A 16,707-nucleotide genomic window follows, 5' to 3' on the forward strand; every position below is an offset into this window, starting at 1 on the left:
ATGAATATCCATCTTTGCAAGGGAGATGAAACCCTTGAACAGGCGCTTGAATATATCAATGAACACGACAAGGAAGGCAGAAAGTACACTTTCGATAAGGAAAAGGATCGCTGCTATATAGGCGATGAAGTTTTCGCTACAGCCCCTTGTATCATCAATTACAAGAATAATTATTGGGCGCTTCATTATATTGAATAAAGTTTATACATATACTCAATTATGGTAAAATAGTAGTGCAACATAGTGACCGGTCATTACGAGGTGATTGTCATGAAACGCAGGCTGTTTTCCGGTTTTTCCAAAAAGGACCTGATCAATATCGTATTGGTATTTTTTTGTTCTCTTTTTACTATAATGTATAGCCGGAATGTTCACAATCTTAGCAGCGTATCCGGCGTTTTTCCTTTTTTTACTTATATCTTTAAATATGTTCCCGTTACGGTCGTGACCGCGCTTTGCGGAATCGTGCCCGGAATGTGGACGGTTCTTATTGTTTTTATCTATAGATGTTTTTTATCCAGTGGATTCTCATATCTTACATTTATATATCTTGTTATGGCTTGTGCTGTGCAGATCCTTACTATGAAAGGTTTTTTTAAGACACGGTTCAAGACGCTGATGGCTGCAATTATCTTACAGTTTATCGCAGGAGATTTCTGGGGAATAATACTTGTATTATTGGGAGGAAGATCCGCGGCAAATATTAATTTCGTAAACTTTTGGAAGTTCTTTTTCTCGGAAGCGCCGGGATGTCTTTTGTGCTGCTTCTTTGTTTTTTTCCTTTTTAACAGATTTCCCGACAATCATAAAATGCTTCTCGGAAACGGCATCTATTATGTCGACAAAGAGCTTCTGAATGAAGATGAGAGATACATTGTTGAGGGTAAATCCAGGATAGGAAAAGTAGTTACGCTCATAATCGTATTCGAGGCGCTTGTCCTTGGAGTGTCCGCGGAGATCTCGGCCAATACACTAATTCCTACACTTGGTGTGGTTGCGGAGATGGAAGAGAGCGGTGATAACACGCATGAAAAATATAAAGACCTAAGAATTGCACATAACGCAGAAATGCTTGAAGGAATCGTAAGCAATACACTTACATCGGAGAATGCGCAGCTTAGTTCTGTCTCATACGCAAGGGCATATAACAACTCTCAGTATGGGGTAAAACTGGCGATGCTTATTTCCATCATAATCACTCCGCTTGCGGTATTCGTAAACGGCTTTGCTCAGAGAAGGATCGCCGAGCCTATAAGAAGCTTGTCCAAGGCGGTAACCGATATCTACAATTCTTCGGAACTTGATCTTGAGAAAAAAGTTGATGATATTCATAAGCTTCCGATAAAAACCAAGGATGAGATCGAGGAGCTTTATCATGCTGTGGATCTTACGCTTTACAGACTTATGGAATATATAGAGCTTGTGAAATCAAGACAGATCATAGAAGATCAGCTGCAGACCGAGAAACTTGAAAATGAGGCCAAGACGAGATTTCTTTCAAATATCTCTCACGAGATAAGAACACCCATCAATGCCATGCTTGGGTTTGATGAGATGATAGTAAGAGAAGCACAGGATAAAGAGATCCTGGAATATGCGCTTGATATAAAGAATTCGGGAAAAACTCTTTTGGCACTTATAAATGAGATCCTTGATTTCTCCAAGATAGAAGCAGGTAAAATGGAGATAATTCCCGTTGAGTACGAAGTCGGATCTTTAATAAATGACGTTGCAAATATGACGCAGCTGAGAGCCAAGGATAAGGGCCTTGAATTTGTGCTCAAGGTTCAGGAAGATATTCCGCATATTCTTTTTGGCGATGAGATACGAATAAAGCAGTGCATAATGAATATGATGACCAATGCTATCAAGTATACCGACAGAGGAAAGGTAATGCTTGATATAGGATGCGAAGAATATGTGCCGGAGTATCCCGACGATAATTTTGACGAAAACATAATTTTGAAAATCAAAGTAAGCGACACCGGAATGGGCATCAAAGATGAGGATATGGCAAAGCTCACGGATGCTTTTGAAAGACTTGATGAAAAGAAAAATCGAACGATCGAAGGTACCGGTCTTGGAATAAACATAGTATGTAGTCTTCTTGATCTGATGGGAACCAAGCTTGAAGCAAAGAGCACATACGGTGTGGGCTCTGAATTTTGGTTTGACTTAAAACAGGTTGTTGTAGACAGAGAGCCTATTGGACAGTTTACACAAGTCTATAAAGATTCCGCTATAAGCGCCCTGAGTTATCAGGAAAGCTTCCATGCACCCGGAGCAAGTATTCTTGTGGTGGATGATATGAAGACCAATCTGACGGTTATGGAAGGTCTTTTAAAGAAGACAATGATGAAGATTGACACTGCTCTCAGTGCAAGGAAAGCGTTTGAACTTGTGACTATGAATAAATACGATGTGATTTTCCTTGATCACAGAATGCCTGATATAGACGGAATTCAGGCGCTTCATGAGATGGAGAAGATGGTGGACAATCTGAATAAGGGAGTGCCGGTCATCGCGCTTACCGCAAATGCCATCTCCGGATCGAGAGAGATGTATCTTAAAGAAGGTTTTGTGAATTATCTTTCGAAGCCTGTAAACCCGGCTAAGCTTGAGGAAATGATCCTTAGTTATTTGCCGGAGTACAAAGTGACCAAGCCGGGGGATGAGGGATTTGATACTGAATCGGAAAAGCCGGATAAAGCGGAAAAAGAAGCTATGGCGGAGCTTTTGAAGGCAAGAGGTGTCGATATAAATGCTGCTATAGCTCGCTGTGGTTCTCCTACGGTTGCCTGCGACGTTATGAAGGATTTCAGGCTCACTATAAAAGAGAGGGCCGATTTGATCGAAAAGAGTGCTAAGGAAGGAGATATAAAGAACTTCACTGTATACGTGCACGGACTCAAGAGTTCGGCCAAGGCGATCGGAGCTTTTTCACTTTCCGAGAAGGCAGAGTTTTTGGAAAAATGCGGATTGGAACAAGATGTTGAAAAGATAAACGACAAGTACGGTGAGCTTGTCGAAGAGTACAGAAGTTATTATTCCAAGCTTTCGTTTGGGGAAGACGATGATGAGAAAGCTTCGAATAAACCGCTTATAGACGAGGAAGAGCTCGAGGGGGCATTTTTATCAATAAGAGAATTTGTATCGGGATCTTATTTTGACAGTGCGGATGACATTATGAGCATGCTTGAGGAATACAGTATTCCGGATGATAAAAAAGAAAAATACGATGAAGTAAAGAGACTTTTGGCCGCAGTTGATAAGGACGGATTGCTGAAATTATTGTAAAACCGATGCAGAGGAGAAGGGAATAGGATGGAAAAAAGCGTACTTTTGATCGGGCTTGATAAAAGCTTTATGGTAAACGCTATACAGAAGGGTCTCGAAAAAGAAGGTTACGAGGTTACACGTGTCAGGCCGAGCGTGCAGGGGGTAGTTGAGGTACAGCACAGGCCGGAGTTTTATATTTTGTATATGGGCGAACTTACGCGGGGACATGTGGATCTTTATGAATATCTTAATGAGGCTATTGATAATGAGAACTTTATGCTGTATCTTATAGGGAAGCAGGAAGAAGTTGAGCTTGCATTGGAATTCATAGAGGAATCCAAGGTTCGTGAAATATACATAAGACCGCTCGATGTTAAGCTTCTTGCAAGTGATCTCGATATGATCGTTGATTACAGCGAAGTCGATGACAGGCTCAAAAAGAAGATTCTTATAGTGGACGATGACGGAACGATGCTTCGCATGATGAAGACATGGCTTTCCGTTAAATATCGTGTATATATGGCAAGTTCCGGTCAGATGGCTCTTTCTTTTCTTGCGGAGAATACCGTTGATCTGATCTTGCTCGATTATGAGATGCCGGTACTTGACGGACCCGCTGTAATGCAGAAGATACGCGACGATGAAATTTTGAGTGAGATTCCGATTATATTTCTGACGGCCAAGGATGACAAGGAAAGTGTTATGAAGGTCCTTAAATTCAAGCCGGATAAATATCTTTTAAAATCAATGCCAAAAGAAAAACTCATCACGGCAATAGATGAATTTTTTGAGGGCAGCACAGAATAAAAACTCAAATTAAGGAAGGTACAATTTAATGATCTCTAAGCTTATTGACAGAATAGAAAGTACGGGAGCACCTATCGTTGTGGGACTCGATCCCAAGCTCGGTTTTATTCCCGACGATCTTAAGAAAAAGTGCTTCGCGGAAAAGGGCGAGAACTTGGAAGGAGCGGCAGAAGCCTTTTGGCAGTTCAATAAGGAGATCATTGATAATATCTACGATGTTGTACCTGCCGTAAAACCTCAGATCGCAATGTATGAGGAACTCGGCATTCCCGGACTTATCACATTTAAAAAGACAGTTGAATATTGTAAGGAAAAAGGACTTATCGTTATCGGAGATATCAAGAGAGGTGACATCGGTTCAACTTCTGAGTCATACGCCGTAGGACATCTCGGAAGCGTGACAATCGAGGGTAATACCTTCAAGAGCTTTGATGAAGATTTTGCTACGGTTAATCCCTATCTTGGTTCCGACGGAGTTAAGCCTTTTATCAATGTGTGCAACAAGGAAGATAAGGGTATCTTTGTTCTTGTAAAGACATCCAATCCTTCAAGCGGAGAATTCCAGGACAGACTTATCGACGGAAGACCTCTCTATGAGCTTGTGGGTGAGCAGGTAGAGAAGTGGGGCCTTGAGTCTATGGATGGTTCCTACAGTAATGTCGGCGCCGTTGTCGGAGCTACATATCCCGAGATGGGTAAGATCTTAAGAGACATCATGCCTCACGCATACATCCTTGTTCCCGGATACGGAGCACAGGGCGGAAAAGGAAAAGATCTTGTTAATTTCTTTAATAAAGACGGACTTGGTGCGATCGTTAATTCTTCAAGAGGCATAATCGCTGCATGGAAGAGCGAAGAATATGTGCAGTATGACGGCAATGTGGGTGCTGCTGCAAGAGCTGCGGTTAAAGTAATGAAAGAAGATATCGAGGGAGCACTTTTGGCAAGATAATTGTGTATATACTTTCAAGGTGCTATAATATGCGCGGGTTATTTTTTATAACATTAAAGAAAAAAGGAGCTGAGGGAGATGGAAAGATACAAGGAAGAATTTATTGAATTTATGGTGGACAGTAATGTCCTTAAGTTTGGAGAGTTCACTCTTAAGAGCGGACGTAAATCTCCCTTTTTTATGAATGCCGGAGCTTATGTTACCGGTGCTCAGCTTAAGAAACTCGGTAATTATTATGCGAGAGCGATTCATGATACATTCGGTCTTGAATTCGATGTCCTTTTCGGACCTGCCTACAAGGGAATTCCCCTTGCGGTTGCTACCAGCATGGCAATAAGTGAATTATACGGAAGAGAGATCAGATATTGTTCCAACAGAAAAGAGATCAAGGATCACGGCGACAAGGGAATCCTCCTTGGAACCAAGCTTCGTGACGGCGACAGAGTTCTGATCATCGAGGACGTTACAACATCAGGTAAGTCCATCGAAGAGACAGTGCCGATCATTCAGGAGCAGGCTGATTGCGATATCGTGGGACTTATGGTTTCTCTCAACAGACAGGAGAAGGGCCAGGATTCAGATATGAGCGCTCTTGATGAGATCAAAGAAAGATACGGCTTCAGTGCACATTCTATCGTGACTATGGAAGACGTTGTTTCATATCTTTACAACAAGCCTATCGAGGGCGAAGTTATCCTTACCAAGGATATCAAGAAGTCTATCGACGAGTACTATGCAGAGTACGGCGCCAAGAAGGATTGATATAAGATTCTTATTGATGAGGAGGTAATTTCAATGGATGAGCATACATATAAAGTACTCGGAACCACAGGAGCTTTGAATATTGCATTTGGGGTTATTTCCATTGTTGCGGGGATTGCTGCGGGAGTTCTTTTGATTATAAGCGGAGCCAAGCTTCTTGGAAGCCGCAAAAAGATTATTATCTGATATGAAGATTACAGGATTTAATTATAAGAAGTTTATCAAAAAAAATATAAAAAAGCTTGATCCTATTAGGGAAAGATATATGTTTACGGACAACAGACACCCCGAAAAGGGCATAATGTCTGCTGTGCTTGGTGTACTGTCAGTGATCACACTATCACTGGCTGTACTTTTTTCATACAAAAACGGAGGACAGGCTCTTGTTCAATACGCCGCAGCGGCTTTTGTTGCGGCGATATTTTCATGTATAGGGTTAGTTCTGGGTATCATGTCCAGATTCGAAAAGGACATCTTTAAACTTTTCCCGAACATCGGAATAATCCTTAATCTTTTGTCTTTTTCGTTTGTAGTATTTTTACTTGTTTTAGGATTGGGGTAATCTGATTTATGAATGACAACGAACTTATTTTTGAATTTGAATCGGGAAATGAAGTCATAGACGAAAGATATGAACTCGCATCCCGCAGAATAAAAGAGATGTCCGAAGAACATCTTAAGAATAAAGAATTTGATCTGTACTTTCACACTGTAAGAGATTTCCTTCAGATGATGACGGAAACCTACGATTGGGCGCTTAATAAAGGGCCTGAGAAGGATTCTTTTGAGGAACTTAAGAAAAGAAATCATGATCTCTATGAGGATATCCTTCCCGAAAACTACGACAAGAGCTACGGTAATCCTGCTTTTGCCTGCGCTAAGCTTGGTGATGATTACGGCAAGCTCTTATCCGCACTTTACTATGAAATGAGATATCTGATCGTATCTGCTTTTGAGCTTGTAAAGTTTGATATGGTCATTCGTATGGAACTGTTTCTTGAGATCTACGGCTCTTTTGCCTACGCGGATGCGGAAGATAAGCTTCCGTCTTATGAGAGCGTAAGGCAGATAATGTACTGGTTCTACAGCGATTATGCCGAAGAAGAGAGGATGGCAAGATTTGCACAGATCGTAAATCCCGTGAAAGATTTCGCAAGAGAGATCATCATGGAAAGCGACCTCTCCGATGTTAAGTATCTCTATAAGTTTGGTGAGTACATCACCGATAACGAAATAGAGATAGCGCGTCACCTTAATAGTCTCCCCGAAGAAGAAATAAATAAACTCGCCGATACCTTTACGGAGGGCTACAGGATCGGATTTGCAGCCACCGGAAAAGATATTTCGATAAAAAGCACTGCTTCTGTTATCTATGTTCTCGGCTTTGAGAGAATCGTTCAAAAAGCAATCTCCAATCTGGAAAAGATAGGAATGAAATCAAGTGTTTACAGATCGCTGACAAGCACGTTCTTCGTTGAAGGAAGTGCCAGAAGAACAGCGTACTGCGGTGCTGTTCCCAACAAGCAGTTTGATTACGATCACAAGGATGACTTCGGACTTTTCTTTGATGCCGCTCTTATGAAAAGAAAGCTTGAAGCTGTCAGAGCTGCCGGAGAGAAGTTCAAGAAAGAAGCTAAGCTCTACGGAGGGCCCGCGGTACTTGAGGGATTCGGAGAAAAGCCTTTTTCACCCAAGCCCAAGAAGGAAGCAATCCATCTTGATGACAAGCAAAAGAAAATGCTCGGTGAATACAAGATTCAGGCAGGACTCATCCAGAACGAATATATCATACAAAAAGAGAGAAGCTTTACCATCATCTCTTTCCCCGTTCCGGAGATCGGAGACAGATTCCCCGAGATATTCGATGAAGTTGTTAAGATCAACACGCTCGATTACAAGTTGTATCAGACGATTCAGCAAAAGCTTATCGATGCGCTTGATGAGGCGAAATACGTTGTCGTTAAGGGTATGGGAAATAACCGCACCGATATGAAGGTTATGCTCCATGAGATCAAAGATAAGAGTAAGGAAACCAACTTTGAGAACTGCGTAGCGGACGTCAACATCCCCGTCGGAGAGGTGTTTACATCACCCGTTCTTAAGGGAACGGAAGGAACTCTTCACGTTACCGGAGTTTATCTCATGGGTCTTTATTTCAAGGATCTTGAGATCAAATTTAAAGACGGCCGAGTAGAGGAATACAGCTGTTCCAATTTTGATTCCGAAGAGGAAAATCGCAAATACATTAACGACAATATTTTATACAATCACAAGGCTCTTCCCATCGGAGAGTTTGCCATAGGTACCAATACGACGGCTTATACATTTGCAAGAAAGTTTAATGTAGCCGACAAGCTTGATATTCTCATTGCAGAGAAGACAGGACCTCACTTCGCTGTGGGCGATACCTGTTATTCTTTTGATGAGGATAACGATACATTTAATCCCGACGGAAAAAGACATATCGCAAAAGAAAATGAAGTTTCCGCGGAAAGAAAAACAGATCCCGATAAGGCTTATTTTAACTGCCATACCGATATAACCATTCCGTACGACGAACTCGGTGAGATAACCGCGGTGAGAGAGGACGGAAGCGGAGTAACCATCATGAAGGAAGGACGTTTCGTGCTTCCGGGTACGGAGGAACTAAACAAAGCTTTAGATGAGTAAAGACTGGCACAATATATTGTATTGTGCTATGATACAAGGGACTAAATATTGCAATGCAAATGGAGGAAAACATGGCAAAAGTTGGAATTGTAATGGGTAGTGACTCAGACATGCCTGTTATGTCAAAAGCGGCTGATATTCTCGATCAGCTCGGTATTTCTTATGAGATGCGCATCATATCGGCGCATAGGGAGCCCGATGAATTTTTCGAGTATGCCAAGACTGCCGAAGAAAAAGGATTTAAGGTTATCATCGCGGGAGCAGGAATGGCAGCACATCTTCCCGGAATGTGCGCAGCGATCTTCCCGATGCCGGTAATCGGAATACCCATGCATACAACTTCTCTGGGAGGCCGTGATTCTTTATACAGTATCGTACAGATGCCTTCAGGAATTCCTGTTGCCACAGTAGCGATAAACGGTGGCGCCAATGCCGGAATTCTTGCAGCCAAGATCTTGGCAACAAGCGATGATGAGATTCTTAAGAAACTCAAGGACTACACAGCTTCACTTAAGGATGCGGTGGTAGCCAAGGACAAGAAGCTTCAGGAAGTAGGCTACAAGAACTATTGATACCGGTGCATCGATTTTCGATCGGCACCAAAAGATCTTTTTATAGAAATGAGGAGTAAATATTATGGCACTGGATTACAAGAAGGCCGGAGTTGACATTGAAGCCGGTTACAAATCTGTAGAACTTATCAAGGGTTATGTTAAAGAGACCAACAGACCCGAGGTACTTGGCGGACTCGGAGGATTCTCCGGAGCATTTTCACTTAGCAAGATAAAGGATATGGAAGATCCGGTTCTTTTGTCCGGAACAGACGGAGTAGGAACCAAGATCAAACTTGCATTCCTTCTTGATAAACACGACACTATCGGTATCGACGCTGTTGCAATGTGCGTTAACGACGTTGCATGTGCAGGCGGCGAGCCTTTGTTCTTCCTTGATTACATTGCATGCGGCAAGAACATCCCTGAGAAGATAGCTGCTATCGTTAAGGGAGTTGCCGAGGGTTGTAAGCAGTCTGACGCAGCACTTATCGGCGGCGAGACAGCAGAGCATCCCGGACTTATGCCTGAGGATGAGTACGACGTTGCAGGCTTTGCGGTTGGTGTAGTTGATCGCAAGGATATGATCGACGGAAGCTCCATCAAGGCAGGCGATGTACTTATCGGTGTTGCTTCAAGCGGTGTACACAGCAACGGTTTTTCACTTGTTCGTAAAGTTTTTGATATGACAAAAGAGAGCCTTGAGACATATTATGATGAGCTCGGTGCTACTCTCGGAGAGACTCTTTTAACTCCCACAAGGATCTACGTTAAGATGATGAAGTCCATCAAGAATGCGGGCGTTAAGGTTAAGGGCTGCAGCCACATCACAGGCGGCGGTTTCTATGAGAATATCCCGAGAATGCTTCCCGACGGCATCAAGGCAGTTATCAAGAAGAACAGCTATGACATTCCTCCGATCTTCAGTCTTATGGCTAAGAAGGGCGGAATCGAAGAAGAGATGATGTACAACACCTACAACATGGGTCTTGGCATGGTCCTTGCGGTTGATCCCGCAGACGTTGATGCTACGATGAAAGCTATCGAGGCATCAGGCGACAAGGCTTGGATAGTAGGAAGTGCCGAGAACGGCGAGAAGGGTGTAGAACTCGTATGAATATAGCGGTAATGGTATCCGGAGGCGGTACCAATTTACAGGCAATTATAGACGGAATTGACAGCGGTGTTATTACCAATACCAAGATATCGCTGGTTTACAGTAACAATCCGGATGCATATGCTCTTGAGAGAGCAAAGAAGGCAGGCATACCGTATGTTGCAAAGAGCCCCAAGGAGTTTGACAGCAGAGCGGATTTTAATGAGGCACTGCTTAAGATATTACAGGACGCAAACCCCGATCTTATAGTACTTGCGGGATGTCTTGTTGTTATTCCGGAGTGCGTTGTTAAGGCATTCCCCAACAAGATCATCAACATTCATCCGTCACTTATTCCTTCATTTTGCGGAACGGGATATTACGGACTTAAGGTACATGAGAAGGTCCTTGAGAGGGGCGTCAGAGTATCGGGCGCAACGGTTCATTTTGTTGATGAGGGAACAGATACAGGTCCCATCATTTTACAGAAGCCCGTTATGATCAGGCAGGACGATACTCCCGAAGTTCTCCAGAGACGTATCATGGAGCAGGCGGAGTGGAAGATAATGCCCATGGCGATCGATCTTATCGCCAACGGCAAAGTTAAAGTTGTTGACCGCAAGGTCATAATCGAAGGTTACGAAGAGGAGAAGGTTTTCTGATGAAAGTTTTGGTTGTAGGCGGAGGCGGAAGAGAACACGCCATCTGCGAGGCTATATCAAGAAGCAGCAAGGTTGATAAGATTTATTGCGCACCCGGTAACGGCGGTATCGCAGAGCTTGCCGAGTGTGTTCCGATAACTCCCATGGAGTTTGATAAACTCGTTTCTTTTGCAAAAGAAAAAGAGATCGATCTTACCGTTATCGGTATGGACGATCCTCTTGTAGGCGGAGTTGTAGATAAGTTTGAGGAGGCGGGACTTAGGGTATTCGGACCCAGAAAGAACGCGGCCATCCTTGAAGGAAGTAAGGCTTTTTCAAAAGACCTTATGAAGAAATACAACATTCCCACAGCGGCGTATGAGACATTTGATAATGCAGAAGCTGCTCTTAAGTACCTTGAGACGGCTAAGCTTCCGATTGTTCTTAAGGCTGACGGACTTGCACTCGGAAAGGGAGTTCTTATCTGCAACACTTTGGAAGAAGCAAAGGCCGGAGTAAAAGAGATCATGGAGGATAAGAAGTTCGGCGATGCCGGCAATCACATGGTCATCGAGGAGTTCATGACAGGTCGCGAGGTTTCCGTTCTTTCTTTTGTAGACGGAAAGACAGTAAAGATAATGTCATCCGCGCAGGATCACAAGAGAGCGGGAGACGGTGATACAGGTCTTAATACGGGCGGGATGGGTAACTTTTCACCCAGCCCTTTCTATACCGAAGAAGTTGATAAGTTCTGCAAAGAGAATATCTACGGCAGAACTGTTGAAGCGATGGCTGCCGAGGGCAGAGAGTTTAAGGGAGTTATCTTCTTTGGACTTATGCTTACACAGGACGGTCCCAAGGTTCTTGAGTACAACGCAAGATTCGGTGATCCTGAGGCACAGGTTGTTCTTCCCAGATTAAAGACAGACATCATTGATGTATTTAATGCCTGCATAGACGGTACACTTGCGGATATAGATCTTGAATTTGAAGATAAAGCTGCAGTTTGTGTTGTCCTTGCAAGTGACGGATATCCCGTAAGCTACGAGAAGGGCAAGCTTATAACAGGTCTTGAAAACTTCAAGGGCAAAGACGGATATTATTGTTTCCATGCAGGAACCAAGGCTACTCCTGAGGGAATAGTTACAAACGGCGGACGTGTTCTCGGTATAACCGCCAAAGGGGATACCCTTAAGGAAGCGCGTGCTAAAGCTTATGAAGCGACAGAATGGGTTAGCTTTGATAATAAATATATGCGTCATGATATAGGAAAAGCAATTGACGACGCTAAGTAAGGAAGGAGGAAAGCTAATTATGAAAAAAACGACAGGAAAGAGAGTATTTGCATTTGCTATCGCTATAGCAATGATCGTTACTATGTTTTTGTCAGCAATGATCCAGGCATTTGCATATACAGAAACTACAGGAACGGTTTCTAACGACAATGTTAAAGTAAGAGAGTCGGCAAGTACGACCGCATCACAGGTAGCAAGCCTTAAAAAAGGAGATACCATAGATATTATCGGAGAGGAGACAGATTCCTCCGGATATATCTGGTACAAGATAAGAGTCAATAAGAATGAGCAGGGATATGTAAGAAGCGACCTTGTAAATAAGGCAGGCGGTTCTTCAAGCTCATCAAATACAAATTCGGAAGCTCCCAAAAAGGAAGAAAAGGCATCCACTCCGCCTGCGGAGACCAAGGTTACGGATGTTGAGAATAAATCCGCAGCTGTCGGATATGATAACGTTGTTATCAGAAAAGGCGCAGGTAAGGATTATGATTCCGTTGCAAAAGGAACAAAGGGCGATTCTGTTACTATCACAGGAGAAGCTAAAGGAACCGACGGAAAGACATGGTACAGAATTTCTTTCGGCGACGGAAAAGAGGGCTTCATAAGAGGCGACCTTCTTGATACAAGCGGAAACACTCAGGCGGCAGCTCCCGCTCCCGCAGAGAGTAACGAAGCTCCTGCTGCGGCTCCCGAGGAGAGCGAGTCAGAAGACAGCGAATCGGAAGATGCAGAGTCAGAGTCAGAGGATGAAGAGTCCGAGGAAGATTCCGAGGAATCCGAAGATGAGGAAGAGCAGGCAGAGCCCGCTGTTGTAGGCGACGGAACATATGCACTTGCTTATGAGAATGAAACATGGTACTTAAATGATTACAGCACAGGGCTCAGAGTAAAGGTAAAAGAGCTTATAGATGTTGCAAATTCAGCTCCTGCACTTGATAAGAAAGCCAAGGACTTCAAGCTTATCGCGATCGGACTTGGTGCACTTGCGGGACTCCTTCTTATAGCTGTTATAATCCTTGCAATTAAGCTCAGAGAGTCTATGTATTATGAAGACGATGAGGAAGAGGAAGAGTACGACCGCTTCTCAGAAAGCAGGAGAAGAAGAGCAAGAGATGATTCAGAGGATGACGAAGAAGATCGTTATTCCGCAAGAAGAGAGCGTCCTTCACGTGATGAGGACCGTTCTTCAAGAAGACCTGTAAGACCCGAATCTTCAAGAAAGGCTGACGATGAGAGAGTTGTTCGTCCTTCAGAGGATGACAGATCTGCCAGACCTTCAAGAAATCCCGAAGACAGACCGGCTCGTCCGAGAAGAGGCGAGGAAGAGTACGATCGTCCTTCAAGAAGAGCTTCTGAGCAGGGATATGACGAGCGTTCTGCAAGACCTTCAAGAGATTCTTACAAAGATGAGGAGCGTGAAGCTCCCAGAAGAAGAGCAAAGAACTTTATCGGAGACGATGACGATTTCGAGTTTGAGTTCCTTGATCTTGATGATGAGAAATAAATAATAATATGAACTATGGGAACCGGACAGAGTGATCTGTCCGGTTCTTTTTAAGTAATCACCGGACTCAGTCTTTTCTCTTGCTCGATTATTTTTGTTATGTGTGTTATACTAAACATATCACAAAGAAAACTCATGGAGGCGGATATGATCATAGAGATTGATTTTAATAGTGATGAAGCTATATATTTGCAGCTTTGCAATCAGATCATACTGGGCATTGCAACGTCTCAATTTCGTGAGGGTGAGCAGCTCCCCAGTGTCAGACAGCTGGCTGAGACTATCGGCATCAATATGCATACGGTAAATAAGGCGTATTCCATATTGCAGCAGGACGGATTTGTCAAAATAGACAGAAGGCGAGGAGCCATAATCGCCATCGATATCAACAAGCTTAAGGCTCTTAACGAAGCCCGCGATGAACTTGCGGTAGTTCTTGCAAGGGCAATCTGTAAGGGAATAGGAAGAGAAGACATTCATGCTCTTGTTGATGAACTGTATGACAATTATGAATTTAACAGCAGATAACATGAAAGGATGATGAGATATGGATTCTAAATTCACCGTAATGGCTTTGGATGCTCTCAAGCTAGCCAAGAAAACAGCCAGATCCTTGAAACTTAATTATGTCGGAACAGAACATATCCTTATGGGCCTCATCTTGGAGGATGGAAGCGTTGCTTCGAGAATCCTCATAGATAACGGCATAGATGAGAATCGTATGATGGAAATGATCAGAGATCTGATTGTTCCCGACAGTAATGTTCGTACTTTGGATAAGGACGGCTTTTCACCGAGAGCGGAGAAAGTTCTTGAAGAAGCTCACAGAATGGCTGAGCGTTTTCATGCGGACAAGACAGGTACAGAGCATATTCTTTTGGCTCTTATAAAAGAAGGAGAGAACGTAGCCGTAAGGCTTATCAGTACTCTAAACGTTCCCGCGCAGAAGATCTACGCGGAGACTTTGGCTGCAATGGGAGAGGACCCCAATATTGTAAAAGAGGACCTCGGAAGAAAGAACAATCCCAAGGCAGGCAAGAAAGCATCTATACTTGCGCAGTACAGCCGTGATATGACGGCGCTTGCGATGGAGGATAAACTTGATCCCGTTATAGGACGTGAGCGCGAGATCAAGCGTGTTATCCAGATTCTCAGCCGTAGGACCAAGAATAATCCCTGCCTTATCGGTGAACCCGGTGTAGGTAAGACGGCTGTTGTTGAAGGACTTGCACAGCGAATTGCCGCAGGAAACGTACCTCTTACCGTTCAGAACAAGAGACTTATGACACTCGATCTTTCGGGTATGATCGCGGGCTCCAAGTACAGAGGTGAGTTCGAGGAAAGAATTAAGAAGGTTATAAAAGAGGTTGCGGAAGACGGCAATATCATTCTTTTTGTCGACGAGATGCATACGCTTATCGGTGCCGGCGGTGCCGAGGGTGCTATCGATGCTTCCAATATCCTTAAGCCTTCTCTTGCAAGAGGCGAGATTCAGATGATCGGTGCGACCACCATCACCGAGTACCGCAAATATGTCGAGAAGGATGCGGCTCTTGAGAGACGTTTCCAGCCTGTTAACGTTGATGAGCCCGACAAGGCAGAGGCAACAGAAATACTTAAGGGAATTGTCAGCAAGTATGAAGAACACCACAAGGTTACGATCACACCTGAGGCGATAAAGGCTGCTGTTGAGCTTTCCGAGAGATATATCAACGACAGAAACCTTCCCGACAAAGCAATCGACCTTATTGATGAAGCTGCATCCGCAGTAAGACTTCGTACAATGGGAGTTTCTTCCAAGGTTAAAGATATTGACGATCAGATCAAGAACCTTGATCTAGAGATAGAGGCCGCTCTTAAGAACTCAGATTTTGTTCTTGCGGGCGAGCTTAATAAGAGACAGAAGTCTCTTATCACCAAGCTTTCAAGAGTTAAGGCGGCTGAGAGAAGAAAAGAGCTTTCATCCGGATTTATCGTTAATGAGAATGATATAGCGGAGGTTGTTGCCGAATGGACAAGAATCCCCGTTAAGAAGATCGCGGAGAAAGAATCCGAGAAGCTCCTTAAGCTTGAATCGGTACTTCATAAGAGGGTTATAGGCCAGGAGGATGCGGTTAAGGCTGTATCCAAGGCTATCAGAAGAGGAAGAGTGGGACTTCAGGATCCCAACAGACCTATCGGATCGTTCCTTTTCCTCGGACCTACAGGTGTGGGAAAGACAGAGCTTTCCAAGGCTCTAGCCGAAGCAATGTTCGGGGATGAGAATGCGCTTATCAGAGTTGATATGTCTGAGTATATGGAAGGTCACTCCGTATCCAAGATGATCGGTTCACCTCCGGGATACGTCGGATATGACGAGGGCGGTCAGCTCAGTGAGAAAGTAAGAAGACATCCTTATTCGGTTATTCTTTTCGATGAGATTGAGAAGGCACATCCCGATATTTTCAACGTACTGTTACAGGTACTTGATGACGGACATATCACGGATGCCAAGGGCAGAAAAGTAAGCTTTAAGAATACAATTCTTATTATGACTTCAAACGTCGGAGCTCAGAAGATCGTTGATCCCAAAAAGCTCGGATTCGGCGCGGGAGATGATGCCAAGAAAGACTACGAGGATATGAAGTCGGGCGTTATGGAGGAAGTTAAGAAGCTCTTTAAGCCTGAGTTTATAAACCGTATCGATGAGATCATGGTATTCCATACTCTTACCGAGAAAGAAATGATGGAGATTGTCACACTTCTTTCAAGTAATCTCGCCAAGAGATGCAAGGCACAGATGGATATTAAGCTTACCATTTCGCCTGCGGTTAAGAAGTACCTCGTTGAGAAGCATTCCGACGCCAAAATGGGTGCAAGACCTCTTAAGAGAGCCATTCAATCAACAATTGAAGATGCAATGGCTGAAGAGCTCTTAAAGGGCAATATCAAGGCAGGAGATGATGTTACGGTCGGTCTTAAGGATAAAAAGATTGTGTTTACAGCTGCGGACGGTAAAAAGACTTCCGTAAAGAAGGTAAACGTTAAGACGACCAAGCCGAAGAAGGCTTCCAAGACCAAAAGTGCGGTAACTACAAAGAAACCTGCGAGGGCAGCCAAAAAAACTTCGAGTTCAAGATCGAAGAAAAAGTAAAAAAGTAATAAAAATTT

15 protein-coding genes are annotated in these 16,707 nt (G+C 43.6%); all 15 read left to right on the forward strand.

What is annotated here, in order from left to right:
- The 15 genes from D6856_RS07720 to D6856_RS07785 all read left to right on the forward strand — a co-directional run bounded on the left by D6856_RS07720 (window position 1) and on the right by D6856_RS07785 (window position 16,690).
- The gene (locus D6856_RS07720; RefSeq protein WP_092242316.1) at window positions 1–198 is read left to right on the forward strand and encodes a hypothetical protein; all 198 of its coding nucleotides are present in this window, start codon (window positions 1–3) and stop codon (window positions 196–198) included.
- A gap of 72 nt (window positions 199–270) precedes the next feature.
- Complete coding sequence (locus tag D6856_RS07725) at window positions 271–3,297, forward strand: HAMP domain-containing hybrid sensor histidine kinase/response regulator (protein WP_120686422.1); 3,027 nt, start codon at window positions 271–273, stop codon at window positions 3,295–3,297.
- A gap of 27 nt (window positions 3,298–3,324) precedes the next feature.
- On the forward strand, window positions 3,325–4,086 hold the full coding sequence (locus D6856_RS07730; RefSeq protein ID WP_120686423.1) for a response regulator: 762 nt from the start codon (window positions 3,325–3,327) through the stop codon (window positions 4,084–4,086).
- A gap of 28 nt (window positions 4,087–4,114) precedes the next feature.
- Window positions 4,115–5,038, forward strand: coding sequence for an orotidine-5'-phosphate decarboxylase (gene pyrF, locus D6856_RS07735; protein WP_120686424.1), 924 nt, complete (start codon window positions 4,115–4,117; stop codon window positions 5,036–5,038).
- Between the two features lie 78 nt (window positions 5,039–5,116).
- The gene (pyrE, locus tag D6856_RS07740; RefSeq protein ID WP_092242330.1) at window positions 5,117–5,800 is read left to right on the forward strand and encodes an orotate phosphoribosyltransferase; all 684 of its coding nucleotides are present in this window, start codon (window positions 5,117–5,119) and stop codon (window positions 5,798–5,800) included.
- A gap of 33 nt (window positions 5,801–5,833) precedes the next feature.
- On the forward strand, window positions 5,834–5,986 hold the full coding sequence (locus D6856_RS15265) for a hypothetical protein (RefSeq protein ID WP_177223755.1): 153 nt from the start codon (window positions 5,834–5,836) through the stop codon (window positions 5,984–5,986).
- 1 nt (window position 5,987) lies between these two features.
- The gene (locus D6856_RS07745; protein ID WP_092242332.1) at window positions 5,988–6,362 is read left to right on the forward strand and encodes a DUF6142 family protein; all 375 of its coding nucleotides are present in this window, start codon (window positions 5,988–5,990) and stop codon (window positions 6,360–6,362) included.
- An 8-nt stretch (window positions 6,363–6,370) separates the two neighbouring features.
- Window positions 6,371–8,470 (forward strand): aminopeptidase, encoded by a 2,100-nt coding sequence (locus D6856_RS07750; protein ID WP_120686425.1) that lies wholly within the window; start codon window positions 6,371–6,373, stop codon window positions 8,468–8,470.
- 71 nt (window positions 8,471–8,541) lie between these two features.
- On the forward strand, window positions 8,542–9,042 hold the full coding sequence (gene purE / locus D6856_RS07755) for a 5-(carboxyamino)imidazole ribonucleotide mutase (RefSeq protein WP_120657214.1): 501 nt from the start codon (window positions 8,542–8,544) through the stop codon (window positions 9,040–9,042).
- Between the two features lie 70 nt (window positions 9,043–9,112).
- Entirely contained in the window at window positions 9,113–10,138 is a 1,026-nt protein-coding gene (purM, locus tag D6856_RS07760; protein ID WP_120686474.1) for a phosphoribosylformylglycinamidine cyclo-ligase, read from the forward strand.
- Window positions 10,135–10,779, forward strand: a complete 645-nt coding sequence (gene purN / locus D6856_RS07765; RefSeq protein ID WP_092242339.1) for a phosphoribosylglycinamide formyltransferase — start codon at window positions 10,135–10,137, stop codon at window positions 10,777–10,779. The genes purM and purN overlap by 4 nt, the downstream gene beginning before the upstream one ends.
- Complete coding sequence (gene purD / locus D6856_RS07770; protein ID WP_120686426.1) at window positions 10,779–12,053, forward strand: phosphoribosylamine--glycine ligase; 1,275 nt, start codon at window positions 10,779–10,781, stop codon at window positions 12,051–12,053. Before purN ends, purD begins: the two co-directional genes overlap by 1 nt.
- A 19-nt stretch (window positions 12,054–12,072) precedes the next feature.
- Window positions 12,073–13,557 (forward strand): SH3 domain-containing protein, encoded by a 1,485-nt coding sequence (locus D6856_RS07775; protein WP_120686427.1) that lies wholly within the window; start codon window positions 12,073–12,075, stop codon window positions 13,555–13,557.
- A 147-nt stretch (window positions 13,558–13,704) separates the two neighbouring features.
- Window positions 13,705–14,085: a GntR family transcriptional regulator gene (locus tag D6856_RS07780; protein WP_092242348.1), complete on the forward strand. Its 381-nt coding sequence runs from the start codon at window positions 13,705–13,707 to the stop codon at window positions 14,083–14,085.
- A gap of 19 nt (window positions 14,086–14,104) precedes the next feature.
- Window positions 14,105–16,690: an ATP-dependent Clp protease ATP-binding subunit gene (locus D6856_RS07785; RefSeq protein ID WP_120686428.1), complete on the forward strand. Its 2,586-nt coding sequence runs from the start codon at window positions 14,105–14,107 to the stop codon at window positions 16,688–16,690.
- Window positions 16,691–16,707 lie beyond the last annotated feature (17 nt).

The sequence above is a fragment of the Butyrivibrio sp. XB500-5 genome, assembly GCF_003625505.1.
In the GTDB taxonomy this organism is placed as follows: domain Bacteria; phylum Bacillota; class Clostridia; order Lachnospirales; family Lachnospiraceae; genus Butyrivibrio.

Coding starts and splice junctions, on each gene's coding strand:
- D6856_RS07720 (WP_092242316.1), top strand. CDS start 1: ATGAATATCCATCTTTGCAAGGGAGATGAAACCCTTGAACAGGCGCTT.
- D6856_RS07725 (WP_120686422.1), top strand. CDS start 271: ATGAAACGCAGGCTGTTTTCCGGTTTTTCCAAAAAGGACCTGATCAAT.
- D6856_RS07730 (WP_120686423.1), top strand. CDS start 3,325: ATGGAAAAAAGCGTACTTTTGATCGGGCTTGATAAAAGCTTTATGGTA.
- pyrF (WP_120686424.1), top strand. CDS start 4,115: ATGATCTCTAAGCTTATTGACAGAATAGAAAGTACGGGAGCACCTATC.
- pyrE (WP_092242330.1), top strand. CDS start 5,117: ATGGAAAGATACAAGGAAGAATTTATTGAATTTATGGTGGACAGTAAT.
- D6856_RS15265 (WP_177223755.1), top strand. CDS start 5,834: ATGGATGAGCATACATATAAAGTACTCGGAACCACAGGAGCTTTGAAT.
- D6856_RS07745 (WP_092242332.1), top strand. CDS start 5,988: ATGAAGATTACAGGATTTAATTATAAGAAGTTTATCAAAAAAAATATA.
- D6856_RS07750 (WP_120686425.1), top strand. CDS start 6,371: ATGAATGACAACGAACTTATTTTTGAATTTGAATCGGGAAATGAAGTC.
- purE (WP_120657214.1), top strand. CDS start 8,542: ATGGCAAAAGTTGGAATTGTAATGGGTAGTGACTCAGACATGCCTGTT.
- purN (WP_092242339.1), top strand. CDS start 10,135: ATGAATATAGCGGTAATGGTATCCGGAGGCGGTACCAATTTACAGGCA.
- purD (WP_120686426.1), top strand. CDS start 10,779: ATGAAAGTTTTGGTTGTAGGCGGAGGCGGAAGAGAACACGCCATCTGC.
- D6856_RS07775 (WP_120686427.1), top strand. CDS start 12,073: ATGAAAAAAACGACAGGAAAGAGAGTATTTGCATTTGCTATCGCTATA.
- D6856_RS07780 (WP_092242348.1), top strand. CDS start 13,705: ATGATCATAGAGATTGATTTTAATAGTGATGAAGCTATATATTTGCAG.
- D6856_RS07785 (WP_120686428.1), top strand. CDS start 14,105: ATGGATTCTAAATTCACCGTAATGGCTTTGGATGCTCTCAAGCTAGCC.